The sequence below is a fragment of the Variovorax sp. UMC13 genome (genome assembly GCF_014170375.1).
Taxonomy (GTDB): Bacteria; Pseudomonadota; Gammaproteobacteria; order Burkholderiales; family Burkholderiaceae_C; genus Variovorax.
Window position 1 is genome coordinate 255491 of the sequence record NZ_LZZW01000011.1, and the last position, 25769, is coordinate 281259.

At 66.6% G+C, this 25769-nt stretch carries 29 protein-coding genes and 1 tRNA gene; 23 read left to right on the forward strand and 7 right to left on the reverse strand.

What is annotated here, in order from left to right; genetic code table 11:
- Positions 1–4 precede the first annotated feature (4 nt).
- From A9977_RS08180 to A9977_RS08270, 18 genes are all read left to right on the forward strand, one after another.
- Positions 5–232 (forward strand): hypothetical protein, encoded by a 228-nt coding sequence (locus A9977_RS08180; RefSeq protein WP_183024382.1) that lies wholly within the window; start codon positions 5–7, stop codon positions 230–232.
- Positions 229–2604 (forward strand): phage tail tape measure protein, encoded by a 2376-nt coding sequence (locus tag A9977_RS08185; protein ID WP_183024383.1) that lies wholly within the window; start codon positions 229–231, stop codon positions 2602–2604. The genes A9977_RS08180 and A9977_RS08185 overlap by 4 nt, the downstream gene beginning before the upstream one ends.
- Positions 2601–3206: a hypothetical protein gene (locus tag A9977_RS08190; RefSeq protein ID WP_183024384.1), complete on the forward strand. Its 606-nt coding sequence runs from the start codon at positions 2601–2603 to the stop codon at positions 3204–3206. The genes A9977_RS08185 and A9977_RS08190 overlap by 4 nt, the downstream gene beginning before the upstream one ends.
- A gap of 53 nt (positions 3207–3259) precedes the next feature.
- Entirely contained in the window at positions 3260–3778 is a 519-nt protein-coding gene (locus A9977_RS08195; RefSeq protein ID WP_220811600.1) for a hypothetical protein, read from the forward strand.
- The gene (locus A9977_RS08200) at positions 3775–4170 is read left to right on the forward strand and encodes a DUF6950 family protein (RefSeq protein WP_183024386.1); all 396 of its coding nucleotides are present in this window, start codon (positions 3775–3777) and stop codon (positions 4168–4170) included. The genes A9977_RS08195 and A9977_RS08200 overlap by 4 nt, the downstream gene beginning before the upstream one ends.
- A complete protein-coding gene (locus tag A9977_RS08205; protein ID WP_183024387.1) occupies positions 4170–7217 on the forward strand; it encodes a phage tail protein in 3048 nt (1015 codons plus the stop codon). The genes A9977_RS08200 and A9977_RS08205 overlap by 1 nt, the downstream gene beginning before the upstream one ends.
- A 2-nt stretch (positions 7218–7219) precedes the next feature.
- Complete coding sequence (locus A9977_RS08210) at positions 7220–8092, forward strand: hypothetical protein (RefSeq protein ID WP_183024388.1); 873 nt, start codon at positions 7220–7222, stop codon at positions 8090–8092.
- Positions 8089–8478 (forward strand): hypothetical protein, encoded by a 390-nt coding sequence (locus A9977_RS08215; RefSeq protein ID WP_183024389.1) that lies wholly within the window; start codon positions 8089–8091, stop codon positions 8476–8478. Before A9977_RS08210 ends, A9977_RS08215 begins: the two co-directional genes overlap by 4 nt.
- Before the next feature lie 64 nt (positions 8479–8542).
- The gene (locus A9977_RS08220; RefSeq protein WP_183024390.1) at positions 8543–8986 is read left to right on the forward strand and encodes a hypothetical protein; all 444 of its coding nucleotides are present in this window, start codon (positions 8543–8545) and stop codon (positions 8984–8986) included.
- Complete coding sequence (locus A9977_RS08225) at positions 8983–9423, forward strand: hypothetical protein (RefSeq protein WP_183024391.1); 441 nt, start codon at positions 8983–8985, stop codon at positions 9421–9423. The genes A9977_RS08220 and A9977_RS08225 overlap by 4 nt, the downstream gene beginning before the upstream one ends.
- A gap of 5 nt (positions 9424–9428) precedes the next feature.
- Complete coding sequence (locus A9977_RS08230; protein WP_183024392.1) at positions 9429–9911, forward strand: hypothetical protein; 483 nt, start codon at positions 9429–9431, stop codon at positions 9909–9911.
- Between the two features lie 64 nt (positions 9912–9975).
- On the forward strand, positions 9976–10248 hold the full coding sequence (locus tag A9977_RS08235) for a hypothetical protein (protein ID WP_183024393.1): 273 nt from the start codon (positions 9976–9978) through the stop codon (positions 10246–10248).
- A complete protein-coding gene (locus A9977_RS08240; RefSeq protein ID WP_183024394.1) occupies positions 10249–11034 on the forward strand; it encodes a hypothetical protein in 786 nt (261 codons plus the stop codon). It abuts the gene before it with no gap.
- Positions 11031–11381 (forward strand): hypothetical protein, encoded by a 351-nt coding sequence (locus A9977_RS08245; protein WP_183024395.1) that lies wholly within the window; start codon positions 11031–11033, stop codon positions 11379–11381. Before A9977_RS08240 ends, A9977_RS08245 begins: the two co-directional genes overlap by 4 nt.
- On the forward strand, positions 11378–11908 hold the full coding sequence (locus tag A9977_RS08250; protein WP_183024396.1) for a hypothetical protein: 531 nt from the start codon (positions 11378–11380) through the stop codon (positions 11906–11908). Before A9977_RS08245 ends, A9977_RS08250 begins: the two co-directional genes overlap by 4 nt.
- A gap of 95 nt (positions 11909–12003) precedes the next feature.
- Positions 12004–12804: a hypothetical protein gene (locus A9977_RS08255; RefSeq protein ID WP_183024397.1), complete on the forward strand. Its 801-nt coding sequence runs from the start codon at positions 12004–12006 to the stop codon at positions 12802–12804.
- Between the two features lie 103 nt (positions 12805–12907).
- Complete coding sequence (locus A9977_RS08260; RefSeq protein ID WP_183024398.1) at positions 12908–13126, forward strand: hypothetical protein; 219 nt, start codon at positions 12908–12910, stop codon at positions 13124–13126.
- A 298-nt stretch (positions 13127–13424) separates the two neighbouring features.
- The gene (locus tag A9977_RS08270; protein WP_183024400.1) at positions 13425–13610 is read left to right on the forward strand and encodes a DUF3606 domain-containing protein; all 186 of its coding nucleotides are present in this window, start codon (positions 13425–13427) and stop codon (positions 13608–13610) included.
- Between the two features lie 25 nt (positions 13611–13635).
- On the opposite strand, the gene A9977_RS08275 is transcribed toward A9977_RS08270, so the two are convergent.
- Positions 13636–13920 (reverse strand): hypothetical protein, encoded by a 285-nt coding sequence (locus A9977_RS08275; protein ID WP_183024401.1) that lies wholly within the window; start codon positions 13918–13920, stop codon positions 13636–13638.
- Entirely contained in the window at positions 13917–14249 is a 333-nt protein-coding gene (locus tag A9977_RS08280; protein ID WP_183024402.1) for a hypothetical protein, read from the reverse strand. Before A9977_RS08280 ends, A9977_RS08275 begins: the two co-directional genes overlap by 4 nt.
- Positions 14250–14285: 36 nt before the next feature.
- Between A9977_RS08280 and A9977_RS08285 the strand changes: the two genes are divergently transcribed.
- Positions 14286–14546: a hypothetical protein gene (locus A9977_RS08285; protein WP_183024403.1), complete on the forward strand. Its 261-nt coding sequence runs from the start codon at positions 14286–14288 to the stop codon at positions 14544–14546.
- A gap of 353 nt (positions 14547–14899) precedes the next feature.
- On the opposite strand, the gene A9977_RS08290 is transcribed toward A9977_RS08285, so the two are convergent.
- The 3 genes from A9977_RS08290 to A9977_RS08300 are packed head-to-tail and all read right to left on the reverse strand — an operon-like array spanning position 14900 to position 17851.
- Positions 14900–15589, reverse strand: coding sequence for an RraA family protein (locus A9977_RS08290; RefSeq protein WP_183024404.1), 690 nt, complete (start codon positions 15587–15589; stop codon positions 14900–14902).
- 37 nt (positions 15590–15626) lie between these two features.
- Positions 15627–16604, reverse strand: a complete 978-nt coding sequence (locus A9977_RS08295; RefSeq protein ID WP_183024405.1) for a tripartite tricarboxylate transporter substrate binding protein — start codon at positions 16602–16604, stop codon at positions 15627–15629.
- Positions 16605–16645: 41 nt separating this feature from the next.
- Entirely contained in the window at positions 16646–17851 is a 1206-nt protein-coding gene (locus A9977_RS08300) for a pyridoxal phosphate-dependent aminotransferase (protein WP_183024406.1), read from the reverse strand.
- Positions 17852–17964: 113 nt separating this feature from the next.
- Here A9977_RS08300 and A9977_RS08305 point away from each other — a divergent pair, with 113 nt between their 5' ends.
- The gene (locus A9977_RS08305) at positions 17965–18861 is read left to right on the forward strand and encodes a LysR family transcriptional regulator (protein WP_183024407.1); all 897 of its coding nucleotides are present in this window, start codon (positions 17965–17967) and stop codon (positions 18859–18861) included.
- Between the two features lie 88 nt (positions 18862–18949).
- Here A9977_RS08305 and A9977_RS08310 read toward each other — a convergent pair.
- Positions 18950–19024, reverse strand: a tRNA-Arg gene (locus A9977_RS08310).
- A gap of 42 nt (positions 19025–19066) precedes the next feature.
- On the reverse strand, positions 19067–19732 hold the full coding sequence (locus A9977_RS08315; RefSeq protein ID WP_183024408.1) for a TetR family transcriptional regulator: 666 nt from the start codon (positions 19730–19732) through the stop codon (positions 19067–19069).
- Positions 19733–19885: 153 nt separating this feature from the next.
- On the opposite strand from A9977_RS08315, the gene A9977_RS08320 reads away from it, so the two are divergent.
- From A9977_RS08320 to A9977_RS08330, 3 genes are read left to right on the forward strand one after another with little or no spacing between them, the layout of a single operon-like run.
- Complete coding sequence (locus A9977_RS08320) at positions 19886–21169, forward strand: efflux RND transporter periplasmic adaptor subunit (RefSeq protein ID WP_183024409.1); 1284 nt, start codon at positions 19886–19888, stop codon at positions 21167–21169.
- A 13-nt stretch (positions 21170–21182) separates the two neighbouring features.
- A complete protein-coding gene (locus tag A9977_RS08325; protein WP_183024410.1) occupies positions 21183–24341 on the forward strand; it encodes an efflux RND transporter permease subunit in 3159 nt (1052 codons plus the stop codon).
- A 10-nt stretch (positions 24342–24351) separates the two neighbouring features.
- On the forward strand, positions 24352–25746 hold the full coding sequence (locus A9977_RS08330; protein WP_183024411.1) for an efflux transporter outer membrane subunit: 1395 nt from the start codon (positions 24352–24354) through the stop codon (positions 25744–25746).
- Positions 25747–25769: the final 23 nt, after the last annotated feature.

Sequence of the window (25769 nt, forward strand, 5' to 3'; positions counted from 1 at the left end):
GCGCATGACGCCTGCTGAGTTCGAGGGCTGGATCGAGTTCTATCGGCTCTATCCCTTCGACGACTTTCACCGTTTTTACCGGCCGGCGGCCATGGTCGCAGGCGCCTTCGGCGGTGGAGACATGCAGGGGCGGCTGGACTGGCTGCAGCCGCCCCCCAGCACCGGCCACACCGGTGCAGACCTCGACCTGTTCAAGGCCGCCGGATTCACCCCCCCGAGAAAAACAACATGACCATTGGAAGCATCACCGTCGATCTTCTTGCGCGCACGGGCAGTTTCGAGACGGACATGAACCGTTCCGCGAAGACAGCGGAGAAGCGCGCGAAAGAGATCGATGCAGCCGTAACCAAGGCCGGCGCCGCCGTTGGTATTGCGCTCGGTCTTGTGTCCGCTGCCACCGTGATGGTCGTGAATCGGAACATCGAGGCAATGGCCAGCTACAAGGATCTCTCGGACAAGATCGGTGATTCTGCGGAGCTGATCGCTACGCTGCAGACCGCATTGACCCTTTCCGGCACCAGCGCCGACACCTTCGCAGCAGCGTCGATCAAGCTCACGTCCTCGCTGGCCAAGACCGATGACGAATCGAAGGCGGTAGGCGCAGCGTTGAAGGACATCGGCCTGGAGTTTGAATCGTTCAAGCGGCTCTCCCCCGTCGCACAGATGGACGCGTTAGCCAAGGCGCTTGACGGCTTTGAAGACGGCGCCGGAAAGACGGCCATCGCAGTGGCGCTCCTGGGCAAGTCGGGGGCGGAACTGCTCCCCTTCCTGCACGACCTGGCCGAGGGCGGTGAGCGCCAGGTGACGCTGACAGGCGAGCAGATCGCTGCGGCCGACGACTACACCAAAGCAGCGGCACGCCTGCGAGGCGAGTTCGACCTGTTCCTCCAACAGCAGACAGCTGGAATCATTCCTGCGTTGACGCAAGTGCAGGGGCTGTTCGCCGATCTGGCAAGGAATCAGGCGACTGTTGAGGCCGTGTCTGCGGTGCTCAACACCACCATGCAGGCCGCGACGGTGGTGTTCCAGACCCTGGCCGTAGTGGGCTCCGATGTTGGCTTCGTCTTCCTCGGCGTAGGCCGGGAAATCGGCGCCATCATCGCGCAGCTGGGCGCATTGGCGCGCTTGGACTTCAGCGGTTTCACCGCGATCAGCGACGCCGTAAAAGAGGATGGGAGGCGCGCGCGCATTGAGCTGGACCAATTTCAGGCGCGTGTGATGGCCGTGGGGCGGCCCGCCGACCTGAGTGGCAACTACGACGATTCAGCAGCGCGCGCTAATGGGAAGCCGGCCTTGGTTGTAACGCCTGTGAAGACCGGCGCTGCGAAGAAGGACAACTCTGCCGCGCAGGAAGCGAAGGCGCAGCTGGCGCTGGACCTCGACGACATCAAGAAGTCCACGGGCCTGCTCACCGATGCCTTCGACAACCGCGAGAAGATCATGTCGGCCCAGCGCTCGGCCAGCCTGATCAGCGAGGCCGATTTCTTCGCCGGCAAGCGGGCGCTGCAGGTCGAAAGCGACCAGCTCGAGCAGGCGGGGATCGAGAAGCAGATCGCACGCCTGCAGCAGGAGAAGCTGACCGGCAAGGACAGGATCGAGAACGACCGAAAGATTGCCGACGCGCGTGCGGCATTGGAGAAGGCACGCGCTACGTCGGCCACGAACCTGACTGTTCTCGACACCCAGGCCGAGGCCAGCGCCAAGGCCATCGCCAGGGCATTCACCGATGCGCGCGATGCCGCGCAATCGTTCCTCGACGTGACCAACCGAGCGCGCGCGCTCGAGGTGACGGGCATGGGCCGCGGCGATAAGTCGCGTGGCGTTGATGCGGCTATCAGCCAGATCGAAGAGAAGTATGAGCAGCAGCGGCAGGACCTGCAGCGCGACAACCGCAACGGAAAGTTCGCCGGCCGGCAAGAGGACTATGCGCGCGAGCTGGCGCTGATCAGCGAGTTTCAGAAGAAGTCGATCGACAGCTACCGCGACTACTACGAGCAGATCGAGCTGCGGCAGAAGTCGTTCAGCCTGGGTGCGTCGGAGGCCGCGAGGAACTACTTCGACGAATCGCAGAACGCCTTCAAGCAGACCCAGGACGCGGTGTCGAGCGCCTTCAAGGGGATGGAAGACGCGCTCGTGGATTTCGTGAAGACCGGAAAGCTCGACTTCAAGAGCCTGGTCGATTCGATCATCACGGACATCGCTCGCATCGCCATCAAGCAGTCGATCACGGGCCCGCTTGCCGGCATGCTCAGCGGGGCCTTCAACTTCGGCGGGGCGAGCGGGCCCACCACTGACCAGATGAACGCATTCGACCTGGTCATCGGAGGCATCGCGGGCGCACGCGCCGGTGGCGGTCCAGTCGGCAGCGGCAAGACCTACCTCGTCGGCGAGAAGGGCCCCGAGTTGTTCACTCCGAATACGGCCGGCGCGATCATCCCCAATGACGCGCTGGGCGGCGGCGGCTCCCCGGTGAGCATCACCAACCACTGGAGCGTCGGCGACATCGCGACGCAGTCCCAACTGCGCGATGCAGTGCAGGGATCCGAGCGTCGCATCGCCGGCCAGATCGGTCGCAGCCGAAGCTACGGGGGCGCTCTCGCATGACGGTCATCGCTTTGCCCGCGGGCTTCTGCCCGAACCAGTTCTCAATGCGCTTGGCGCCCGTACAGCGTGTGCACTCGTCGCCTTTCGGCGGCAGCGAGCAAGTCGTCGACCTGCTGAATGATCGTTGGACGGCGTCGATGTCGTTGCCGAACCGGACACACTCCGACGCCGCGAAGTACGAGGCATTTATCGGGGCGCTCAGGGGGATGGCCAACACCGCGAACCTGTATCACTTCGCCCGTCAAATTCCGAGGGGGACGATGCGCGGCGCGCCCTTCGTCAACGGCGCAGACAAGGGGGCGGCCTCGATCATGATCGTCGCCCCAGCTTTCAGCACCTTGCTCGCCGGCGACATGATCGGCCTCGGTGGGCTGCTCCTGCAGGTGAGCGAAGACTGCATTGCTGATGGCGTCGTCGACAGTGGCATGCGGCGTTGCGTTGTCCCCCTCGTCAACCGCGTGCGCCGGAACGTTGTCGCTGGCACGGCGGTGATCTGGGACAAGCCCACGGCACCTTTTCGCCTGATGTCACCCAGCTCGGTGCAGTACGTTCCTGGCTATGCAGAGGGCATCTCGCTCGACTTTGCCGAGGCGATCGTATGAGAGTCCTATCCGCTGCCACGGTTGCCGCGCTGGGTGCGCCAGTCGTCCCTCTGGTGCAGCTTGTCCTGTTGGCGTTTCCGACGCCGATCGCGCTCAATTCGTCGAACTGGGATCTGGATTTCAACGGCATCACGTACCGCGGTGCCTACGGCCTTGGGAGTGTGAGCGAGATCGACGACTCGCCCGGTGAAATCAAGGGCCTGCAGTTCCAGCTTTCCGGCGTCGACTCGGCCTACATCTCCCTCGCCCTGGACGATGCCGCAGTGGTGCAAGGCACGCCCGTGATCATCCGCACCGCGGTTCTCGACGCCGGCACGTACCAGATCGTTGACGCGCCCGTTGAGTGGTCGGGCAAGTTGGACACGATGAGCATTGTCGAGGATGGCGAGACCTGCACCATCCAAGTCACCGCGGAGAGCTCTGCTGTCGACCTGCTGCGTGGCGCAGCGCTGACATACAGCCACGCAGATCAGCAAATGTTCGCGCCTGGGGATCGCGCCTTCGAGTACGTGCTACCGCAGGCCAATCAACCGGTTGTCTGGCCTTCCAAGGAATGGAGACCGGGCAAATGAGGCGCGCCGACTGGCAATTGCGCCTAGCGGAGTTCGCGAAGAAGCGCGTGTCGATGCCGTTCGAGTGGGGTCGGAATGACTGCTGCCTCTTTACTGTCGACGCGGTGCTGGCGATGACCGGCGTCGACTATGCCGCTCGGTTCCGCGGCTACTCGACAGCTCTTGCCGCCGCGCGCGTGGTCGAGCAGCAGGGCGGCATCCGCCAGCTTGCGGTCGATGCCTGGGGCGCGCCGGTCTCGCCCCTGCTCGCAGGCGTCGGCGACGTTGTCCTGGTGATCAACGAGAGCCGAGAGCTGCTCGCCGTCTGCAACGGAACCACCGCAATTGGGCCAGGGCCGGACGGCCTCGCCGTAATGGATATGAGCGCCGCGATCGCGGCCTGGAAGATCTGATGCCTCAGGTAATTGCATACGGTCTCGCTGCGATCTTCACGGCGGGCACAGTCACGGCGGCCATCACGTTCGCAGCCTATGCCATCACGGTCGTTGGGATGCTCGCCCTGTCGAGCTACCAGAAGAACAAGGCCGAGCGCGCCGCGCGCGCCGCCTTCGATGCGGCACAAGTCGACCGCCTTGCCAACGTTCCGGCTACTGTGGCTTCGCGCGAACTGGTGCTCGGCCGCATGCGCAAGGGCGGCACCGTGTTCTTCCGCTCGAGCGTTGGCCAGTACAAAGAGAAGTTCGTGATGTGCCTGGCGCTGGCGGCGCACGAGATCGACGCTGTCGAGCGAATCTACTTCAATGACCAACCTATCGACCTGAACAGCAGCGGGGAAGTTCTCACGGGCCCGTGGGGGCGGACGAAGACGGTGCTCGCCGGTGCACCCATGACCGGCACGAGTGTGACTCTGCCCCATACACCGCTTCCCGGGTCAGTGGTCGGACAGCGTGTCATCGGCAGTGGGATTGATGTGCTGACAGAGCAGCTCAACCCGATGGTTAACGGCAACGTCGTCACGATCGCAAGCTACGACCCGACCTCGAACTACTCCATCCTTTATCAGCACGAAGAGTTCACCACGGCGGCGCGGGTCCGGTGGTATCTGGGCGCGCCGGGGCAGAGCGCGGATCCTCGTCTGATGTCGCTGCTGCCTGGTGTCTGGACACCAGCGCACCGGGTCGACGGCGTGGCCTACCTCATCTGCGAGTTCGACTACGACGAGACCGCCTATCCAAGCGGCCTTCCGAACGTGACCGCTCTGGTTCGCGGCGCGAAGATCTACGACCCCCGCGATGGGCTGACGCGATGGACCGAGTCGCCGGCCATGATGATGCGCTACGTGCACTTGCATCCGCAGTTTGGCAAGCGCAATGCAGTCACCGCAGCGGAGGACGCCCGCTTCATGGCTGCCGCCAATGCATGCGACACGCGCATCAGCTACACCGGCTCCGACTGGGTTCCCATGTTCCGCGCTGCCATGGTGGTGCCCTTCGGTGCACCCACGCGCGATGTCTTCGACGACCTGTCGCAGGCGATGGGCGGACAGTGGGCCTACGCCGCGGGCGAGATCTTCGTGCGAGCTGGTGTCTACCAGGCGCCCACGATCTCGCTCAACGACGCTGATCTGGCCGTGGTCCAGCGGACAGAAGGTGGCGGGTCGACTCAGAACCCGGTGACGATCAGCACGCACCGCGCCCGCAACGACAAGATCAACACGGTCTTGCCACGGATCTGGGACGAGGCTGCCGCCTACGTTGAGACGCCCATCACGCCATTCCGAGCCGACTCCCTTGTCGCCGCGGATGGTGCCGAGCTCGTGCAAGAAGTGACCATGCCGGCGGTCTTCTACGCCGGCCAGGCATTCCATATCGCCGGGATCATGCTGCGCGACGGTCGCGACCCGCTGACCGTGACAGCCCCGTTCAAGCTGCGCGCCTACCCCGTGCAGCTCTTCGATTGCATCGAGTTCACCTCGAGCCGCTATGGCTGGGTGAACAAGGAGTTTCAGGTGCTCGGCCGCACGTTCCTGCCGGACGGCTTTGTGCAGCTCACCCTCAAGGAGAACACCGCCTACATCTACCAGTTCGGCGCACCGTTCGTCCCTCAGGGCCTGGTGAGCAATTCGGGCCTGCCGAGGCCTTGGGACATTTCCCCGCCGACGATCACCTCGGTAAGCAGCGGCGAAGACGAACTGATCGTGCAGGGCGACGGGACTATCGTCAACGGCGTGCGCGTGACCTGGGCGCCGGTGTTCGACGTTTCCATCCGCGAGTCGGGCAGCATCGAGGTTCAGTTCAGGACGATGGCGACCGGGGAAGTGCGTACCGTCACCGTGCCAGGCGATGCGACCGAGGCCGTCGCGACGGGCTTCGAGGATGGCGAGTTGATCACCATCGTCGCGCGCAGCCGGAACACCCTGGCGATCAGCAACTGGAGCCTTCTGGTTTCGCACGTCGTCGTCGGCAAGACCGAGCCGCCACCGAACGTCGAGAACCTGTCGATCAGCGGCGGCATTCTCTCGTGGAGCCTGCCGCGGCGCGTGCCCGACCTGGCCGGCTTCGTGTTCCGCTTCCACTACGGCAGCAATCTGGACTGGAACAGCGCGACCCCGCTGCACGAGGGCATCATCACAGAGAGCCCGTGGGAGCCGATCACCAGGCCCGGCGGCCCGGTCTCGATCATGGTGAAGGCGATCGACACGAGCGGCAATGTGTCGCTGGCCAGCGGAAACATCATCATGGACCTGGGCGATCCGCCGATCGCCAACGTCGTCGAAGAGTGGGACTTCGGCGCCATGGGCTGGCCCTTCGCGGAGGGCGAGCAAAGCGGCTGGACGCTGGTCGGCGGCAACCCTTCCGCCAACGCGCTGGACTCGTTCTATGGCACCGACGACCAAAGCTTCTACGGCGCCGACACCGAACCCTTCTACGACATCGAGGCCTATGGGCAGATGGTGTTCGTGACTGCCGACGTGCCGATCAGCTCCGCGCTGGCTGGCTCGATCATGACGCTCGAGGCGCATACCCAGGGCACCGACCTGCGGATCGAGTACCGCCTTGCAGGCCCGGGAACGTTCTTCGGCGGCGACAACGATTCGTTCTATGGACCGGACGCGGAGCCTTTCTACGGCCCGCCCGGCGGCTGGATGCCATGGCCTGGCCAGGTCGTCGCGGCGAACGAGGCCTACCAGTTCCGCGTGACCATCGGCGCTGGCACGACGCGCAGCGTTCTGGAGTCGCTCGTGCTCACCGTCGACGCGCCCGACCTCGAGGAGCACCTCGCCGATGTGCCGATCGCCGCCGGCGGGACCGCGGTCCCCTACGCGAAGCCCTTCACTTCCATCAAGACCGTACAGGCGACGCTGCAGGCCAATGCCAGCGGCGCGATCACCGTCGAGACGGTCAAGACCGACCCGCTCGCCCCTGTCATCCGCGCGTTCAACGCGGCCCACGTTTCTGTCTCCGGCGCTACTGCCGATATCACCCTGAAAGGCTACTGACCATGGCAGCACCTCCCGACAAGGCCGAGATCTCGGCGCCATTTCCCAATCCATCCAACGCGACCGCGCGCGCCGGCTTCGGCAAGCTGTGGGAGACGCTGTTCGGTGTGGGCGGGCTGCTGGGATCCAGCGGCAATGCGGTCGACGCGCGCGCCGCGCTCGGCATCGGCTCGACCATCAGCGGCCGGCAGCGCCTGGCCAATGGGAACTTCGCCGTCAATCAGCTGGGAATGACCAGCCCCGTGACGCTGGCGGCCGGTGCCTACGGCCATGACCAGTGGAAGGCCGGCCCTACCGGGTGCACGTACAGCTTTGCGACGGTCGGCGGTGTGACCACCATCACCATCACTGCGGGCTCGCTGGTTCAGCCCATCGAGGGCCTGAACATCGAGGGTGGGACCTACACCGTATCGCGCACCGGCACCGCCCAGGGCCGCGTTCTCGGTGGCGTGTATGCGGCCGCGCCGTTCCAGATCACCGGCGTTGCCGGCGGCTCGACGCTCTCTGTGGAGTTCGGGACCGGCACCCTGAGTTCGGTGCAGGTGGAGCCGGGCACGGTGGCCACTCCGATCGAGCGCCGGCCCTACGGCGTCGAGCTCGCCCTCTGCAAACGCTACTACCAGGTACTCCAGTGCGGCTTTCAGGGGCAGGTCATCGCAGGGACCGGCTACGGCGGCACGGTGAACTTCCCGGTGGAAATGAGGGCCTCGCCCACTGTTGCGTTCTCTGGCGACATCCAGATCAGTAACTTCCAGACCGGCACGCTCGCACTCACCAACTGGAGGTCCACCGCCGTCGACTACGGAAAGATCGCCAATAGCAACGGGGCCGGCATCTTCTCGGCCCTGTTCACCGCCACCTCCAGGATCCCATGATGTACATCGACCACGGCACCCATATCGAGCGTCGCGAGGACGGCGCCATCATCCCGCTCGACCCGCTCAACGTGGACTATGCGGACTACCTGGCCTGGCTGGGGGAGGGCAACACGCCCGGCGCGCCACTGCCGGTCATCGAAGCCGTGCCTGCCATCGTGACGATGCGCCAGGCCCGCTTGGAGCTGCTCGCTGCCGGCAAACTGAACGCGGTGGGCGCAGCCATTGCTTCGCTGCCCGCAGACCAGAAGGAGGTCGCGCAGATCGAGTGGGACTACTCGGCCACCGTTGAGCGCGGCTCGGAGCTGGTCGCGCTGCTCGGCGCGGCGCTGGGCTTCGATGCCGTCGAACTCGACGCGCTCTTCACGGCCGCGACGAAACGCTGACCATGCACCGCCCCACCACCCAACCCGCTTCGGCGGGTTTTTTGTTGCCCGATCGGAGCGCGCGATGAAGACCCACTTCTCTGCGGCCTTGAGGTTCTACGTCAGCGCATCGGTGGCGGTTACCGCTGCGATCGCAGGCTGGGATCCGTACAGCCAGCACCGCTTCGCCATGGCCGAGGACGGCTACGGCGGCCTGATCGCGATGAGCCTCCTGGGCTTGATCGCGCTGGCTGGCATCGTCGACGTGCTCATCAACGACGTGCTGCCCGATCGGTACTCGATGCGCTGCACCCACCGCCACCGGCACGTCGTCTTCATGCTGCTCGCCATCGGCCAGGTCGCCCTGGTGCTCGCGCTGGTGAAGTCCGGCGACCTGAAGCCCTCGGCCAGCCGGTACGTGCTCGACGCCTTGATGGCCGCCTGGATCGCAGTCATCGGCGTGCTCGACCACGCGCGCGCCGAGCGCGAGTCGCGGCTCGAGCGCATCTCGCAAAGGGCTGACCTGTGATCAGAGTGCGAACGGTTGCCGGCCTCAAGGCCTGCGCGGTGGCCATCTGGCCGCCATCGGTCATCGCGGCGCAGCTCACCTTCGGCCAAGCGGTGGAGACCATCACCGGCCTGGAGTGGCTGCTCGTCCTGGTGCTGACGACGCTGAGCGGCGGCACCGCGCTGCTCATCCGCATCAGCGCGCAGATCAACGACGCGCCGCCCGACGCCATCGTGCCACCCATCCGCAACCTGCCGCTGCTCATCGCGGCGCACATGGGCGGCTCGTGGCTGGCCGGCCTGATGGCCTTCTTCAGCGCAGCGCACTTCGGCATGCCGGGCTTGCTGGTCGGGTTCTTCGTGCCCGCCATCAGCTTCGGCGGGGCCAAGGCCTGCGAGTACATCTACAACCGCACCATAGGCAGCAGCTTCGGCCGCTTGCCTGGTGCCAAGGAGTGAGCACCATGACGCTCGATCAGATCCTTCGTACAGCCGTCGAGCCCGCGCTTGCCTGGCTGCCGCCCAAGATGAGCAGCATCGAAGCCAAGGTGGAGCTGCTGACCATCGGCCTGCACGAGTCGCTCTTCGAGCACCGGCGCCAGATGGGCAACGGCCCCGCCCGCGGCTTCTGGCAGTTCGAGCGAGGCGGCAGCGTGAAGGGCGTGATGACGCACCCGGCGACTCGTGACCACGCGCGCGCCGCGTGCGCCGCGCACGGCGTGCCCTTCGATGGCATGGCCGTGTGGAACGCGCTCGAGCACAACGACGTGCTGGCCGCGATCTTCGCGCGCCTGAATCTCTGGTGGGCGCCTGGTCCTCTGCCGGGCGTCACCGAGACCGACAAGGCCTATGCGCTGTACCTGTTCACCTGGCGCCCGGGGAAGGTGCACCCCGAGCTCTGGCCGGCCCGCCACCGTGCCGCGCGCGCCGCGCTGCAGCTGCCCTGACCCCGCGGCGCGCCGCGCTCTGCTGACGGCCGCCTCACACATCACCTCACCCTGAAAGACCGCCATGGCACAGACCATCATCCTCGCGTCCGGCATCGCCGCCGCTCAAAGCTCCGACATCGTGCTCACGGACGGCCAGTCCCGCACCGTGGCTGTCTTTTCTGCTGGCCAGATTCCGGCTGGCGGCTTCGCTGTCATGCTGCGCTCGCCGGGCGCCGACCTGCTCATCTTCACATTGACGGCGGCTCAGCCGGCCATCGTCCTGACGGGCCCGGGCACGTTCTTCGTCGTGCGTCCTGCGCAGACGATCGCGGTCGGCGCCTTCACGGAGAGCTGAATGTACAAGCCTCTTGTAAGGCCCATCGCGCGCGCAACAGCGCAGACCTCGATTGCGAATAGAGGTCGGCGGTTCGTTGACCTGACACCGCAGATCGCGGCCCTGTTCGCTGCGGGCGAGGTGGGTGGTGAGCTCGCGCCCTACGACTTCTCGACCATGTGGCAGGACGTGGCGCGCACCACACCGGTGACGGCGCCGGGTCAGGCCGTTGCCTCGGCCCTCCTGAAGTACAGCGGTGGCATCTATCTTGAGCAGGCCACGATGACCTCGCGGTGGGTGTTGCAGGTGGATGGCACTGGTCGCTACTACCTTGCTCTCGATGGTGTTGACGATCGGATCGTGTTCGGCACAACGATCAACTTGAATGCGGGATTGGTCGGCGTAGCTTTGGAAAGCTCGGCGCCGCCCGGAAGAGTGCTCCTGTCCTCGGGGGCGTCCGGATACCTCCGAAGGGGCGGTTCAGGTGGCTTCTGGGCTCGCAACAACTCTGCCACCACGCCAGAATCACCGCTGCCAATTAAGGCACGTCAATCTTTGAGCATTGGCACTGACAACACAGCAAACACGGAGTTTGTGGACAGTACTTCGCCGGGCGGCATGGCGGTTGGCGCAGTAACTGGACTCAGTGGAAACCTGGTAATCGGCGGCTTCGATGCTGCAGGTGGAGCGCTGCCTCTCGCGGCCGGCATCTACAGCATGATTTTTCGCGTCGGTGCATACACCGCCGCCCAGGCGGATCTGGTCCGCAGGTACGGCGTACAGCGCATTGGAGTCGTTTCGCCATGAGCCAACTTCACCGTACCCTGATCGTCCCTGCTGCGACCGCACGCCGCTGCGCCGACCTCTGCGCCGCGCTGGCCGGGCCGCCCGGTGCTGGCATGTTCACCACCGCCCTGAGCCCCACCGGTGCTGCGCCTGCGACGCACTTCATTTCGGCCGGGATGATCGAAGACACCTTCGCAGCCGTCCTCGCAGACCCTGCCGTCATGCACGGTGCCTGCCAGGCTGCCGGTATCTCGATCACCCTTGCAGAGTGCACTGCGCTTCTCGCTGCTGCAGACATCAGCGAAGAGCCTCCTTTCGATGCTCTGGCTCGGGTGGGGTTGAAGCTGATTGCCGAGGTGGGCGTGTGATCGCGTTCGGCCGGATGCTGCTGGCCAACTGGCGGCTGTGGCTGATCGTCGCACTGGTGGCCACCGTCGGGCTGCAGCAGGTCCGCCTGGCCAACCGCGGCGCCGAGCTGGCCACCGAGCGCCAGGCCCGCGCCACCGAGACCAGCGACCGCAACCGCGCCGCGCTGCGCGAGTCCGAGCGCGTGGCCACCCTGCAACTCACCCACGCTGCCCAGCAGCAGGAGACCGTCCATGCCTTCGAGCAAACCATCCGCACCGTGGAAGCTGGCCGCGCTGGCGATGCTGCTCGCACTGAGCGCGTGCGCCTCCAGTTCGCCGCCACCGCCGCCCGTGATCGCGTCGCGGCCCGTAGCGACCCCGCTGCCTGTGAGCGTGTCGCAGATCGATCCGAAGTCATCGCAGCCGCTGCTGCTGAGGGTGGAGAGCTACTTGCAGAAGCTCGACGTGCTCTCGCGCGGCGAGACGCCGAAGTGAGCCTGCTGCTGGGCATCGTGCGAAACGACCGCGCGCTGCTCGCGCCAGACTAAGCCGTACTGCTTACACGCCCTGGGATGCCACAATGCGCGCCATGAAAACAAGCGTAGCGTTGCGGTATGAAGGGCCGGCCCTGGACTCCGGCCGAATGAACGTCTACGAAGCGTCAGCCAACATGATCGCCTTCTCGGAGTTCATGGTAGCGGCCGTCAAGAGTACCTATGGCGACGCCGCCGAAGCTCATGCCGAAGTGGCAGGTTTCGAGCACGGATCGTTCGTCACGGATCTTGTCTTCACGGTGGGCGGATCGGCTGCGACCGTTTTCACGGCTTTGACCCCCGCGCAGCTATGGGATGTTGTCAAAGGCGCATTCGATCTATGGAAGCACTTGAAGGGCAGTCCACCGGCCGCCATCAAGCATGATGGACAGAGTGTCACCGTGACGAACAACTCGGGCCACATCATTCAGGTCCGAACGGATTCGCTGACTTTGGTGCTTAATGAAAAGGCTTCGGAGGCGGTCGAGCAGTTCGTCAAGGTTGGCCTTTCGCATGAGGGCTACGAGGCACTTCGCATAGGTGGGGCAACTGAAGTTCCTGCAATCACCGTCGACCGCAGGGAGGCTGAGTCGTTCGTGCCCGTGGCTGCAAAGTCGCAACTATCGGATAACACGGTTGAGGTGGCGCTCACGATCGTGGCGGCTGTCTTTCAAGACGGCAACAAGTGGCGATTCAATGATGGGGCATCCACCTTCAACGCTGCGCTCACCGACGGCGACTTCCTCATTCGCGTCGAGAAGGGCGAGCGGTTTGGGAAGGGTGACGTTCTTCGCGTGCGCATGCAGGTGGTCCAGAGCCGCACCGGGGCAAAGGTTTCAGTCGAGCGGACGGTGCTCAAGGTGTTGGACCATTTGACGCCGCACGAGCAGGCTGTCTTGCTGCCTGGCTAGCGGCCCGAGGAACTGAGCGCGAACCACCACTAGCCCCTGGCGCTTCGGCGCTGGGGGCTCTTTTGCGTTTCAGCCGCCGGTCGTCGTGGGTGAGAATGGCGCCATGGTCACCCGCCCGCAGAAGGTCTGGCGCTACAAGGCGCACCGCATCGTCACTTGGACGGAGCCAGACGGCGCGGGCTGGTGCCGATGGTCGTTCACGATCGACGGCGGGGAGACGGTCAAGGCGCTGGCCGGCGGCTACTACAGCGACATGGAAGCTTTGACGTGCGCATTTGAGGAAGCTTGCCGCACGATCGACTCGAAGGCTGCCAGCGCTTAAAGAGTGCGTCGCAGTTCAAGCAGCGCACTCTCTGCCGCATCCAACATCTCGATGACCTCTTCATGAGTTAGATCGGGATAACCAGGCGTCGCGCGGAGAAAGTGGTCAACCTTCTCGCACGCCGACTGCCATGCGAGGGCGGCGAGCTTCTGGTCTGGTGTCAGGCGAGGGTTGTTCTGTGGCATCCGCATATCGTATGCCCGCATCGTCGGAATTCCTCCGACGATGCATGCGTCTTTCTGCTGGCAAGCGATGAGCCCCGGTCGTTGCATCCTGCGGGCCTTTCACGGAGAACACCATGGCAGACGACAAGAGCATTCGCGGCCCGGCGGACGCCGCCCGCATCAATCTCAACGAGGAACACGAACTGCGCTACTGGACCAAGGCGCTGGGAGTAACAGAGCAGAAGCTTCGCGCGGCTGTCGCAGCTGCCGGCGTGATGGCCAAGGATGTGCGCGCCTACCTGGGCCTGCCAGAGCGCTAAGTCGGAGGCGCGTCCTGCCAGCGATTCAAGCGAGCCGCACCTCGAAATAGGCCTCGTCGGCGTCGCCCAGGCCGCGGAAGCCCGCTTCCTTCGCCTTGGCGTAAGCGGTCGCCCAGTCGCTCGCCAGCTTCACTTCGTCCTTGGTGAGCTCATTGGCGCTCGACTCGCTGGCGCTCTGGAAGGCCCTGAGCGTCGGCGCGACCTGGTCGGCCAGCGCCTTGTCCAAGGCCGCCCGGAATCGGGCCTCAGCCGCATGGATCACATCCGGCGGCGCAGCTGGGAAGTCCACGAGGGTGACGGTGTAGGTCATAGCTGCTCGTGGCTGTACCGCGCGCACTTGCTGGCCAGCTCGTCGACAGTGTTGGCGAACTGGTGTCGCTCGTGGTCGGTGAACGACTCAGCCTTCACGGCATGCAGACCACGGCCGTCAGGATCGACCATACCAGTCGTGTCCATGAAGGAGATCAAGCGACTGAGGTAGGGCTCGAGCCTCTCAGGGCGTTGGTCCTTGACGCCGCCCAGCGCCTCCGCGCATTCGTGCATCGCGGCCGTGACACTGGCAACTTCGCCGTGCGGGTGCGGCAGCATCAACGACGAACGAGCCAACGAGAACTTCTGCGACAGGTAGCCGTAATCCATCTGTGATCTCCTGGTGGTGCGCGCCTACGATACCCCATGAGCTTCGACCAAATCGCTATCCCCATCCTCGGCGCGCTCGCCGCCTGGTGCTCGCAGGAGCGCCGCGAGTCCTGGCGCCGCTGGGCCTGCATCTTCGGGATCGTCGGGCAGCCGTTCTGGTTCTATGCCAGCTGGAAGGCCGAGCAGTGGGGGATCTTCGCCGTCAGCGTGCTCTACGGCGCGGCCTGGATCCGCGGCCTGTGGGTCCATTGGATCAAGCCCGCAAAGCGCGGGAACGAGGACTCCGAGACCCAGTAAGCAAGCGGTTCGAAACGCAGCGGATATTCCCGCGACGCCGCTACAGCCCGCATGGATGCTGGCTTGGGGAGTGGATTGAAAATCCGCGTGTCGTTGGTTCGATTCCGACCCAGGCCACCAAAATTCAAACGCCCGACTGATTTCAGTCGGGCGTTTTCGTTTGCGCTCGGTGCTTGCTTGCAGTGTCCGGGGTCGGGGCTTCAGGTCGCGCGTTCACGCCGGTCGGCGTGGCGTGCGCCGGTCAGACGGAGAAGCCCGCCACGCCTTGCAGCGTGCGGGCCTCGAACTTGTCGTGCGTGCGAAAGGCACTGGGTCAGGACGTTCCGCTCCCGGCCGGACCTCCCGTCCTTCCCTCAGACCAGGCTCTCCTCCGCCGCCAGCACCCCCGCGGCGCGCAGCGCGGCCGGCAGCCACTTGGCGGCGGTGTCGCCGCGCTGGATCGCCGCTATGCGCGCGGCTTCGTCGGCCACCTTGCGCACCGCCAGTTCCATCATCGCGGGCGCCTTGGCGCGCTCCAGCACCACCACGCCGTCGGCATCGGCCACCACCAGATCGCCCGGGTTCACCGTGACGCCGCCGGCCGAGATCGGGTGGTTGATGCGGCCGGGCACGTACTTGGTCGGGCCGGCCGGGTTGAAGCCAGCGCTGAACACCGGGAAGTCCAGTTCGAGCACCTCGAGTCGGTCGCGGATGGCGCCGTCGACCACCACGCCGCCGAGCCGGCGCTGCTTGCAGGCGCTGAGCATCAGCGTGCCCATCAAGGCCGCGGTCTGGTCGCCCTTGCCGTCGACCACGAGGATGTCGCCCGGCTGCGCGAGCGCAATGGCCGCGTGGATCATCAGGTTGTCGCCGGGGCGCACCTCGACGGTGAAGGCCGGGCCGGCGAGCTTCATGCGTTCGTGCACCGGCGTGACGCGGCTGTGCATGCTGCCGCGGCGGCCCGCCACGTCGGCCAGGATGGCGGCCTGGAAGGTGGCGGCCCGGGCCACCACATCGGCGCCGACGCGCTCGATCTGGCGGATGACTTCGGGGAGGGGGTTCATGGTGTGTGCCTTGGAAGAAGGGAAAGGGACGCTCGACTCAGTCCGCCTTGACGCCGGCATCCTTGATGACCGTGCCCCATTTGGTCTTGTCGGCGGCGAGGAAGGCGCGGAACTGCTCGGGCGTGCTGCCGACCGGCTCCAGCCCCGCGGCGATGAACTTCTGCGAGATCTCGGGCGTGGCCAGCACCTTGGCCACTTCCTGCTGGACGCGCTGGATGGCGGCCGCCGGCGTGCCCTTGGACGCGCACAGCCCGGTCCAGGTGACCGGATCGAAATGGGGCACGCCCGACTCCGAGACCGTCGGGACCTCCGGCAGACCCTTGAGCCGCTGCAGGCTCGCCACGCCCAGGATCCGCAGCTTGCCGGACTTGGCGTACGGCATGGAGCTCACGGCCTGGTCGAAGATGATCGAGACCTGGCCGGCGAGCAGGTCGGTCATCGCCTGCCCGGTGCCCTTGTAGGGCACGTGGACGATGTCCACGCCGGCCTTGGACTTGAACATCTCGCCCGCCAGATGCCCGCCGGTGGCGTTGCCCGAGGAGGCGAAGTTGAGCTGGCCCGGATGGCCCTTCGCGTACGCGATCAGTTCCTTGACGTTGGTCGCGGGCACCGAGGCGTTCACCAGCAGCAGGTAGGGCGCATTGGCGATCAGCGTCACCGGCAGCAGGTCGGTCTCGGGGTTGAACGGCGCCTTGGTCAGGTGCGGCTGGATCGACACCGTGCCGGTCGTGCACATCATCAGCGTGTGGCCGTCGGGCGGGGCGCTGAGCAGCGTCTGCGCGGCGATGTTGCCGCCCGCGCCGGGCTTGTTCTCCACCAGCACCTGCTGGCCCAGGCCTTCGGCCAGCTTCGGCGCCAGCAGGCGCGCCACGATGTCGTTCGAGCCGCCGGGCGAGAAGCCGACCACGATGCGCACCGGCTTGGAGGGGAAGGGGTCGTTGGCCAGCGCCGCGGAGGCGGCGGCGAGCGTGGCGGCCACGGGAATCAGCGTGCGGAGCAGGGTGCGAATTTGCATGGTGGTTCTCAGAGGGTGGGAGGTGCAGGACACGTGGCGGATCAGTCGCTGAGCTCGGCGCGCGCCGCGGCGATGCGGCGGCAGGCCTCTTCCAGGTGGTCGGTGCCGGCCGCGAACGAGATGCGGAAGTGCGTGTCGATGCCATAGGCGCTGCCCTGCAGGGCGGCCAGGTTCTGCGCCTCGAGCAGATGCAGGATCCAGTCGTTGCTGTTGCGGATCGTCTGGCCCGCCGGCGTGCGGGCGCCGAACAGGGCTTCGCAGGACGCGAAGACGTAGAACGCGCCATCGGGCCGGTGGCAGCGGATGCCCGGGATGTCGTTCAGGGCGGCGACCACCACGTCGCGGCGCTGCTGGAAGACCTGCCGGCTGGTGGTGACGAAATCCTGCGGACCGGTCAGCGCCGCATGCGCCGCCGCCTGGCTGATGGAGCAGGTGCCGGAGGTGCTCTGCGACTGCAGCTTGACCATGGCCTTGATCAGTTCCGCGGGGCCCGCGCCGAATCCCACGCGCCAGCCGGTCATCGCATAGGCCTTGGAGACGCCGTTGATGGTGAGGGTCCGCTCCTTGAGCGCGGGCACCACCTGCGCCAGGGTGGCAAAGGCCTTGCCGTCATAGAGCAGGTGTTCGTAGATGTCGTCGGTGAGCACCCAGACGTGCGGATGCCGCACCAGCACCTCGCCCAGCGCGGCCAGTTCCTCGCGGGTGTAGGCCGCGCCGCTGGGGTTGTTGGGCGAGTTGAGCACCAGCCAGCGGGTGCGCGGCGAGATCGCCTGCTCGAGCTTCCCGGGCGTCAGCTTGAAGCCCTCGGCGGCCGCGCACTCGGCGAACACCGGCGTGCCGCCGGCGAGCCGCACGATGTCGGGATAGGAGACCCAGTAGGGCGCGGGCACGATGACCTCGTCGCCCGCTTCCACCGTGCACAGCACCGCGTTGAAGATGACCTGCTTGGCGCCGGTGCCGACGATGATCTCGTTCGGCGCATAGGCCAGCCCGTTCTCGGTCTTGAACTTGTGCGCGACCGCCTCCTTCAAGGCCGGCGTCCCGCCCACGTCGGTGTAGCGGGTCTGGCCTTCGGCCATCGCGCGCCGGGCCGCTTCCTTGATGTGTTCGGGGGTGTCGAAGTCCGGCTCTCCAGCCGTCAGCCCTACGATGTCGCGTCCCTGGGCGCGCAGTTCGCGGGCGCGTTGCCCGGCCATGGAGCTGGGGGAGGGCTGGATGCGGTGGAGTCGGGTGGCGATTCGGAGCATGGTTTGGAGGGGCTGCAATGACGGTTTCTGTAGTATCCGGAGCCCCTCCTCAAGCGCAAAACGAATAATGGGATTGGTAGTTCATTCCTTTTTTTCCTGCGCAGTCTGTCGCCATGAACCTCACCTTCAAGCAACTGGAAGCCTTTCTGTCGAGCGTGAAGCTGCACAGCTTCAGCGCCGCGGCGGAGAAGCTGCACACCACGCAATCGGCGATCTCCAAACGGGTGGCCGAACTCGAGAGCGTGGTGGGCACGCCGCTGTTGCACCGGACCGCGAAGGGCCTGGAGATGACGCAGGGCGGTCGACGGCTGCTGCCGCTGGCCGAGGAGGCGCAAAGGCTCACCGGGCGCATCGCGGCGGAGATGAGCGCGGACCACACCCTCAAGGGCAATTTCCGCCTCGGCGCCACCGAGCTGATCGCCATGACCTGGCTCACCGATTTCGTTCGCAAGATCCAGGTCCAGCATCCGGCCCTGGTGATCGAGCCGGTGGTCGACGCGGGGCTCAGCCTGTTCCAGGGTCTGGAGACCAACAGGATCGACCTGGTGGTCATTCCGGGCACCTACTGGGGCCAGGACTATGCGACGGTCAAGGTGGGGCAGGTCGACGACTACTGGATGGCGAGCCCGTCCATCCCGCTGCCCGACCGGCCCTTGCAGCCGGCGGAGTTCGCGAACTACCCGATCCTCGAGCAGTCCACGGGCGCCGCCAAGAACCGCTACTACGAAGGCTGGCTGGCCGAACACGGCTTCAAGTTCAACAAGGTGCTGGCGACCAACAGCACCACGGTGCTGCGCCAGCTGGCCATCGGGGGCTTCGGCATCGCGCAGATGGCGCTGGACTACGTGCGGCCCGACATCGAGGCCGGGCGGCTGCGCATCGTCCGCTGCGACCCCATGCCGCCCCCCATGGTGTACAGCGCCGTCTACCGCAAGGACGACGCCAGCGCGGCGCTGGACGGCATCATCGACATGGCGGTGGAGTGCTGCAACTTCGGGTTGAGGCCTTGAGGCGGCGGCGTGGATGCCTCGCGTTCCGCGCTCGGCGGCGCGCCACGAAAAAGGCCGGACACCTTGGAAAATGTCCGGCCTTGAAAGATGGTCCCGCCGCCAGGAATCGAACCTGGATCTCAGCCTTCGGAGGGCCGAATTCTATCCGTTGAAATACAGCGAGAGAGCCTGCGGCGATGCACCGCAAGCCCGCCATTATCGCCCATCAGGCGACCATCGAAAGCTTCTCGGGCAGGATTTCGATCGCATCGGGCCGATGACCGAAGCCCAGGCCGTTCACATACACCTCGAAAGTGCGTTTGCCGACCTGGACCAGGTCGAAGGCCGAAGGGTCGAGCAGCCAGTTCTGGATCAGGCCGCTGACCAGCGCATGCAGTCCCTGCGCCGCGGCCGCCGCGGGGATGGCGAGGCGGATGTGCTGGCGCCGCGCCGCATGGCGCAGGGCCTGCTCGAAATCGGTGACGCAGGCGTCGCGCGCGCCCAGGTGGCGCTGCTGCACCGACTGCATGTCGTGGGTGTACTCGACCTTGTGCGTCGCCACCTCGAACACGCGCCGCACCTGCGGGTCGGTGGTCATGAGCTTGAGCGCCACCAGCAGTCCGCGCTCGATCTCTTCCAGCGGATCGTCGCGCACCGGGCCGGTGCTCCGCGCCGCGGCCTCCAGCGGCAAGGTGACGCGCTCCATCATCGCGTTGAAGAGGTCGGCCTTGTCCTTGAAGTGCCAGTAGATCGCGCCACGCGTCGCCCCCGCTTGCTGCGCGATCTGCTGCAGCGAGGTCTGCGAAACGCCCTGCGCCTGGAACAACAACTCCGCTGCATCGAGCAGGCGGTTGCGTGTGGCGAGGGCCTCTTCCTTCGTGTGGCGGGCCAATTTGTCTCCTGATAAGGATTTGAATGTCTCGCCGGACTATACATCCATGAATGTATGTAAACTAGCCGCCTCCCGATGACCCACCTGGCCGACAGGCCTTGACGGCGATCAAGGTCGCTTCGCGTCGTCTCCTCTTTGCTTCAAAGGAATCACATGCCGCAATCGCATGTCTCTTCGCGTCGTTCGTTCTCCCCTCGGCGCATGGCCCTGTCCGGCGTCGCCGTGCTGGTCTTCGCCCTGCTTGCGGCTTGCGGCAAGGGCAAGGACCCCGCCGCTGCGGCAGCGCCGGCCGGTGCCGCGCCGCCGCCGCCCGAAGTCGGGGTGGTGGTCGCGACGCCGTCCGACGTCGGCCTGGTGACCGAGCTGCCGGGCCGCCTGGAAGCCTCGCGCGTGGCGCAGGTGCGCGCCCGCGCCGCCGGCATCCTGCAGGAGCGGCTGTTCCGCGAAGGCAGCGACGTGAAGGCCGGCCAGCCGTTGTTCCGCATCGATGCGGCCCCCTACACCGCCGCGGCGCAGAGCGCGCAGGCCAGCCTGGCGCGTGCCGAGGCCAATGCGGTGCAGGCCAAGGCGCTGGCCGATCGCTACAAGCCGCTGGTGGAAGCCAATGCGGTGAGCAAGCAGGAGTACGCGAGCGCGGTGGCTTCGCAGAAGACCGCCGAGGCCGACGTGGCCGTGGGCCGGGCTTCGGTGGCCACGGCCAAGATCAACCTGGGCTATGCCGCCGTGACCGCGCCCATCTCGGGCCGCATCGGCCGCGCGCTGGTGACCGAAGGCGCGCTGGTGGGCCAGGGCGACGTGACGCAGCTCGCCGTGATCCAGCAGATCAACCCGCTGTACGTCAACTTCACGCAGTCGGCCAACGACGTGCTCAAGCTGCGCCGCGCCATGGCCGACGGCAAGTTCAAGCGCGCCGACGGCGCCGACGCGGCCAGCATCCGCGTGGTGCTCGAAGGCGGCGGCGAATACCCGCTGGCGGGCAAGCTGCTGTTCTCCGACCTCACGGTCGACCCGACCACCGGCCAGGTCACGCTGCGCGCCGAACTGCCCAATCCCAAGGGCGAGCTGCTGCCCGGCCTGTACGTGCGCGTGAAGATCGAGCAGGCCCAGGTCAGCAACGCGATCGCGCTGCCGCAGCAGGCCGTGACCCGCACCGAGCAGGGCGACACGGTCACCGTGGTGGGAGCCGACGGCAAGCTCAGCAAGCGCCCGGTGAAGATCAGCGCCGCGCAGGACAACCAGTGGCTGGTGCTCGACGGCCTCAAGGCCGGCGAGCAGGTGATGGTCGACGGCTTCCAGAAGCTGCAGATGATGCCGCCCGGCACGCCGGTGAAGGCCGTGCCGTGGGTCAAGCCTGGCACGGCACCCGCAGCGGGCGCCGCGCCTGCTGCCGCACCGGCGGCCTCGGCCCCGGCCGCCGCGGCTTCCGCCGCCAAGTAAGGAGCCCGCCCGCATGGCTAAATTCTTCATCGATCGGCCCATCTTCGCGTGGGTGATCGCGCTGTTCATCATCGTGATGGGCAGCGTGGCGATCACGCAGCTGCCGATCTCGCAGTACCCGCCGGTGGCGCCACCCGCCATCGTCATCAGCACCGCCTATCCGGGGGCTTCGGCCCAGACGCTCGAGGACAGCGTGCTGTCCGTGATCGAGCGCGAGATGAACGGTTCGCCCGGCCTGATCTACATGGAATCGGTGGCCCAGGCCGACGGCACCGGCACCATCACGGTCACCTTCGAGACCGGCACCAATGCCGACCTGGCCCAGGTGGACGTGCAGAACCGGCTGTCGCGCGCGACGCCGCGCCTGCCGGCCGCGGTGACGCAGCAGGGCGTGCGCGTGGACAAGTCGCGCAACAACTTCCTGCTGTTCACGATGCTGTCCTCGGACAACCCGGCAATCGACCCGATCGCGCTGGGCGACTACGCCTCGCGCAACGTCGTGCCCGAACTGCAGCGCGTGGCCGGCATCGGCCAGGCGCAGCTGTTCGGCACCGAACGCGCGATGCGCATCTGGATCGATCCGACCAAGCTGCAGGGCTTCAACCTGTCGTCGGCCGACGTCAATGCCGCGATCCGCGCGCAGAACGCGCAGGTCTCCTCGGGCTCGATCGGCGACCTGCCGAACATCACCGGCCAGAGCATCGCCGCCACCGTCGTGGTGACCGGCCAGCTCAGCACCATCGAGCAGTTCGGCAACATCGTGCTGCGCGCCAACACCGACGGTTCGTCGGTGCGGCTCAAGGACGTCGCGCGCATCGAACTCGGCGGCCAGGCCTACTCGACCTCGGCCCGCCTGAACGGCGCGCCGGCCGTGGGCATCGGCGTCCAGCTGGCGCCCAGCGGCAACGCGCTGCAGTCGGCCAAGGCCATCCGTGCGCGCATGACCGAGCTGGCGAAGTTCTTCCCCGAAGGCGTGAAGTGGAGCATTCCCTACGACAGCTCGCGCTTCGTGAGCATCTCCATCACCGAGGTGGTGAAGACGCTGTTCGAGGCCGTGGCGCTGGTGTTCATCGTGATGTTCCTGTTCCTGCAGAACTGGCGCTACACGATCATCCCGACCATCGTGGTGCCGATCGCGCTGCTGGGCACCTTCGCCGTGCTGGCCGCGCTGGGCTTCTCGATCAACGTGCTGACCATGTTCGGCATGGTGCTGGTGATCGGTATCGTGGTGGACGATGCGATCGTGGTGGTGGAGAACGTCGAGCGCATCATGACCGAGGAGGGCCTCGGCCCGCTCGATGCCACGCGCAAGGCGATGCGGCAGATCTCGGGCGCCATCATCGGCGTGACCGTGGTGCTGATCTCGGTGTTCGTGCCGCTGGCCTTCTTCGCCGGTTCGACCGGCAACATCTACCGCCAGTTCTCGGCGGTGATGGTGGCCTCGATCGGCTTCTCGGCCTTCATGGCGCTGTCGCTCACGCCGGCGCTGTGCGCCACGCTGCTCAAGCCCGTGGAACAAGGCAGCCATCACGAGAAGAAGGGCTTCTTCGGCTGGTTCAACCGCGGCTTCTCGCGCACTGCCAAGGGCTACGAGAGCGTGGTGTCGCGGCTGCTCAAGCGCGCCGCGCGCTACCTGATCATCTACATCGCGATCGTCGGCGCGGTGGTGCTGCTGTTCCGTGGCCTGCCGACCTCCTTCCTGCCGCAGGAAGACCAGGGCAACATCATCGTGAACGTGCAGCTGCCGCCGGGTGCGACGCAGGAGCGCACGCTGTCGGTCATGGAGCAGGTCGAGGGCTACATCCTCAAGCAGCCTGAAGTGCAGAGCATGGTCAGCGTGCTGGGCTTCAGCTTCTCGGGCCAGGGTCAGAACGCCGGCCTCGCCTTCGTGACGCTCAAGGATTGGGAAGAGCGTGGCGGCGCCGCGCACTCGGCCGATGCGCTCGCGGGCCGTGCCTTCGGTGCGCTCTCGGGCGTGCGCGATGCCTTCATCTACCCGCTGAACCCGCCGCCGATTCCCGAACTGGGCAACGCCAGCGGCTTCACCTTCCGGCTGCAGGACCGCTCGGGTGCGGGCCACAAGGCGCTGATCAACGCGCGCAACCAGCTGCTGGGCATGGCCTCGCAGAGCAAGCTGCTCACGCAGGTCCGGCCGGACGGCCTGGAAGATGCGCCGCAGCTGCAGATCGACATCGACCGCGACAAGGCCAACGCACTGGGCGTGACCTTCGACGCGATCAACACGACGCTGTCGACGGCGTTGGGCTCGAGCTACATCAACGACTTCCCGAACCAGGGCCGCCTGCAGCGCGTGGTGGTGCAGGCCGACGCGCCGGCGCGGATGCAGCCCGACGACCTGCTCAAGCTCAACGCCAGCAACACCCAGGGCAACCCGGTGCCGCTGTCGACCTTCGCGAGCACGCGCTGGGTCAACGGTGCGCAGCAGACGGTGCGCTACAACGGCTACCCGGCCGTGCGCATCTCGGGCTCGGCCGCGCCGGGTTCGAGCTCGGGTGCGGCGATGGCCGAGATGGAAGCGCTGGCAGCCAAGCTGCCGCCGGGCTTCGGCTTCGAATGGACCGGCCAGTCGCGTGAAGAAAAGCTCGCGGGCTCGCAGGCCATGATCCTCTACGGCTTCGCGATCCTGGCGGTGTTCCTGTGCCTGGCCGCGCTGTACGAGAGCTGGACCATCCCGCTGTCGGTGATCCTGGTGGTGCCGCTGGGCGTGCTGGGCGTGCTGGCCGCGACCATGCTGCGCTCCTACTCCAACGACGTGTACTTCCAGGTCGGGCTGATCACCATCATCGGCCTGTCGGCGAAGAACGCGATTCTGATCATCGAGTTCGCGAAAGACCTGCAGGCGCAGGGCAAGGGCGTGGTGCAAGCGGCGCTGGAAGCCGCCCACCTGCGGTTCCGCCCGATCGTGATGACCTCGCTGGCCTTCGGCCTGGGCGTGCTGCCGCTGGTGCTGGCCTCCGGCGCCGGCTCGGCCAGCCAACGCGCCATCGGCACCGGCGTGCTGGGCGGCATGGTCACGGGCACTGCGCTTGCGGTGTTCTTCGTGCCGGTGTTTTTCGTGGTCGTGCGCACCCTGTTCAAGGGCAGCGCGCGCCAGCATGAAGTCGATCGGCGTCATGCCGAAGCGGCAGGGATCGAGCAAAGCCATGACTAAGCAGCGAAGAATGATTTCACGCCACACGCTCGGCGCGCTGGCGGCCAGTGCCTTCCTGGCCGGCTGCTCGCTGATCCCGACCTACGAGCGCCCCGCGGCGCCCGTGCCCACGACCTTCCCCGGCGACCCGGCCCAACCGGCCGGCGCGGCCGCGGCGACGGTCGCCTGGCAGGACTACTTCACCGATCCGCGGCTGCAGGCGCTGATCCGCACCGCGCTCGCCAACAACCGCGACCTGCGGGTGTCGGTGCTCAACATCGAGCAGGCGCGCGCGCAGTTCCAGATCAGCCGTGCCGCGCAGTACCCGGCGCTCAACGGCATCTTCTCGGCCACGCGCCAGCCCTCGGTGGTCGACGGTCGCCTGGGCAACAGCTTCCAGGTGGGCCTGGGCATCTCCTCGTGGGAGATCGACTTCTTCAACCGCCTCGGCAGCCTGAAGGAAGCCGCGCTCGCGCAGTACCTGGCGACCGAAGAGGCCCGCAAGGCCGCGCAGATCAGCCTGATCGGCGCCGTGGCGACCGGCTGGTACACGCTGCTGGCCGACGACGAACTGCTCGAGCTCACGCGCGAGACCCTGGTCACGCGTGACGAATCGGTTCGGCTCACCAAGCTGCGCTTCGACAACGGCGTGTCTTCCGAGCTCGATTTCCAGGCCGCCAATTCGGCCGCCGAGACCGCCCGCGCGGCCTACGCCCAGCAGCAGCGCCAGCGGCTGCAGGACGAGAACGCGCTCGCGCTGCTGCTCGGTGCGCCGCTGCAGCCCGCGGCCCTTCCCACGGTCAACGGACTGGGCCGGCTCGAAGCCACGCAGGCCATGCCCGAGCTGCCGGTGGGCCTGCCCTCCGACCTGCTGATCGAGCGTCCGGACATCCGCCAGGCCGAGCAGCTGCTGCGCTCGGCCAACGCCAACATCGGCGCGGCGCGCGCAGCCTTCTTCCCGCGCATCTCGCTGACCGCCACGGCCGGCACCGCGAGCAACGAGCTGTCGGGCCTGTTCAAGAGCGGCTCGACCGCCTTCTCGATCGCACCGCAGCTGGTGCTGCCGATCTTCGACGCCGGCCGCAACCAGGCCGGGCTCGACTCGGCACGCGCGGAACGCGACATCGCGGTGGCGCAGTACGAGAAGTCGATCCAGTCGGCCTTCCGCGAGGTGGCCGATGCCCTCGCGGGCCGCGCCACGCTGGGCGAGCAGGTGCGGGCGCTGCGTGCCCAGGCCGCGGCCGAGGAGCAGCGCTTCAAGCTGTCCGACCTGCGCTACCGCAACGGCATCGCGAGCTCGCTCGACCTGCTCGACGCGCAGCGTTCGCTGTTCAGCGCCCAGCAGGCCGCGGTGCAGACCCGCATGCTGCAACTGCAGAACCAGGTCGCGCTGTACAAGGTGCTGGGCGGCGGCTGGAAGGATTGAGCCCCCCGCGCGGCGCCTTCCAG

What these genes read in the sequence shown, in the direction of transcription:
- A9977_RS08205 (WP_183024387.1), top strand. Translation starts at nt 4,170, where the DNA reads ATGCCTCAGGTAATTGCATACGGTCTCGCTGCGATCTTCACGGCGGGC.
- A9977_RS08300 (WP_183024406.1), bottom strand. Translation starts at nt 17,851, where the DNA reads ATGCTCCGAATCGCCACCCGACTCCACCGCATCCAGCCCTCCCCCAGC.
- A9977_RS08245 (WP_183024395.1), top strand. Translation starts at nt 11,031, where the DNA reads ATGAGCCAACTTCACCGTACCCTGATCGTCCCTGCTGCGACCGCACGC.
- A9977_RS08290 (WP_183024404.1), bottom strand. Translation starts at nt 15,589, where the DNA reads ATGAACCCCCTCCCCGAAGTCATCCGCCAGATCGAGCGCGTCGGCGCC.
- A9977_RS08305 (WP_183024407.1), top strand. Translation starts at nt 17,965, where the DNA reads ATGAACCTCACCTTCAAGCAACTGGAAGCCTTTCTGTCGAGCGTGAAG.
- A9977_RS08270 (WP_183024400.1), top strand. Translation starts at nt 13,425, where the DNA reads ATGGCAGACGACAAGAGCATTCGCGGCCCGGCGGACGCCGCCCGCATC.
- A9977_RS08330 (WP_183024411.1), top strand. Translation starts at nt 24,352, where the DNA reads ATGATTTCACGCCACACGCTCGGCGCGCTGGCGGCCAGTGCCTTCCTG.
- A9977_RS08235 (WP_183024393.1), top strand. Translation starts at nt 9,976, where the DNA reads ATGGCACAGACCATCATCCTCGCGTCCGGCATCGCCGCCGCTCAAAGC.
- A9977_RS08230 (WP_183024392.1), top strand. Translation starts at nt 9,429, where the DNA reads ATGACGCTCGATCAGATCCTTCGTACAGCCGTCGAGCCCGCGCTTGCC.
- A9977_RS08260 (WP_183024398.1), top strand. Translation starts at nt 12,908, where the DNA reads ATGGTCACCCGCCCGCAGAAGGTCTGGCGCTACAAGGCGCACCGCATC.
- A9977_RS08295 (WP_183024405.1), bottom strand. Translation starts at nt 16,604, where the DNA reads ATGCAAATTCGCACCCTGCTCCGCACGCTGATTCCCGTGGCCGCCACG.
- A9977_RS08275 (WP_183024401.1), bottom strand. Translation starts at nt 13,920, where the DNA reads ATGACCTACACCGTCACCCTCGTGGACTTCCCAGCTGCGCCGCCGGAT.
- A9977_RS08200 (WP_183024386.1), top strand. Translation starts at nt 3,775, where the DNA reads ATGAGGCGCGCCGACTGGCAATTGCGCCTAGCGGAGTTCGCGAAGAAG.
- A9977_RS08180 (WP_183024382.1), top strand. Translation starts at nt 5, where the DNA reads ATGACGCCTGCTGAGTTCGAGGGCTGGATCGAGTTCTATCGGCTCTAT.
- A9977_RS08320 (WP_183024409.1), top strand. Translation starts at nt 19,886, where the DNA reads ATGCCGCAATCGCATGTCTCTTCGCGTCGTTCGTTCTCCCCTCGGCGC.
- A9977_RS08220 (WP_183024390.1), top strand. Translation starts at nt 8,543, where the DNA reads ATGAAGACCCACTTCTCTGCGGCCTTGAGGTTCTACGTCAGCGCATCG.
- A9977_RS08185 (WP_183024383.1), top strand. Translation starts at nt 229, where the DNA reads ATGACCATTGGAAGCATCACCGTCGATCTTCTTGCGCGCACGGGCAGT.
- A9977_RS08325 (WP_183024410.1), top strand. Translation starts at nt 21,183, where the DNA reads ATGGCTAAATTCTTCATCGATCGGCCCATCTTCGCGTGGGTGATCGCG.
- A9977_RS08255 (WP_183024397.1), top strand. Translation starts at nt 12,004, where the DNA reads ATGAACGTCTACGAAGCGTCAGCCAACATGATCGCCTTCTCGGAGTTC.
- A9977_RS08215 (WP_183024389.1), top strand. Translation starts at nt 8,089, where the DNA reads ATGATGTACATCGACCACGGCACCCATATCGAGCGTCGCGAGGACGGC.
- A9977_RS08280 (WP_183024402.1), bottom strand. Translation starts at nt 14,249, where the DNA reads ATGGATTACGGCTACCTGTCGCAGAAGTTCTCGTTGGCTCGTTCGTCG.
- A9977_RS08240 (WP_183024394.1), top strand. Translation starts at nt 10,249, where the DNA reads ATGTACAAGCCTCTTGTAAGGCCCATCGCGCGCGCAACAGCGCAGACC.
- A9977_RS08190 (WP_183024384.1), top strand. Translation starts at nt 2,601, where the DNA reads ATGACGGTCATCGCTTTGCCCGCGGGCTTCTGCCCGAACCAGTTCTCA.
- A9977_RS08210 (WP_183024388.1), top strand. Translation starts at nt 7,220, where the DNA reads ATGGCAGCACCTCCCGACAAGGCCGAGATCTCGGCGCCATTTCCCAAT.
- A9977_RS08285 (WP_183024403.1), top strand. Translation starts at nt 14,286, where the DNA reads ATGAGCTTCGACCAAATCGCTATCCCCATCCTCGGCGCGCTCGCCGCC.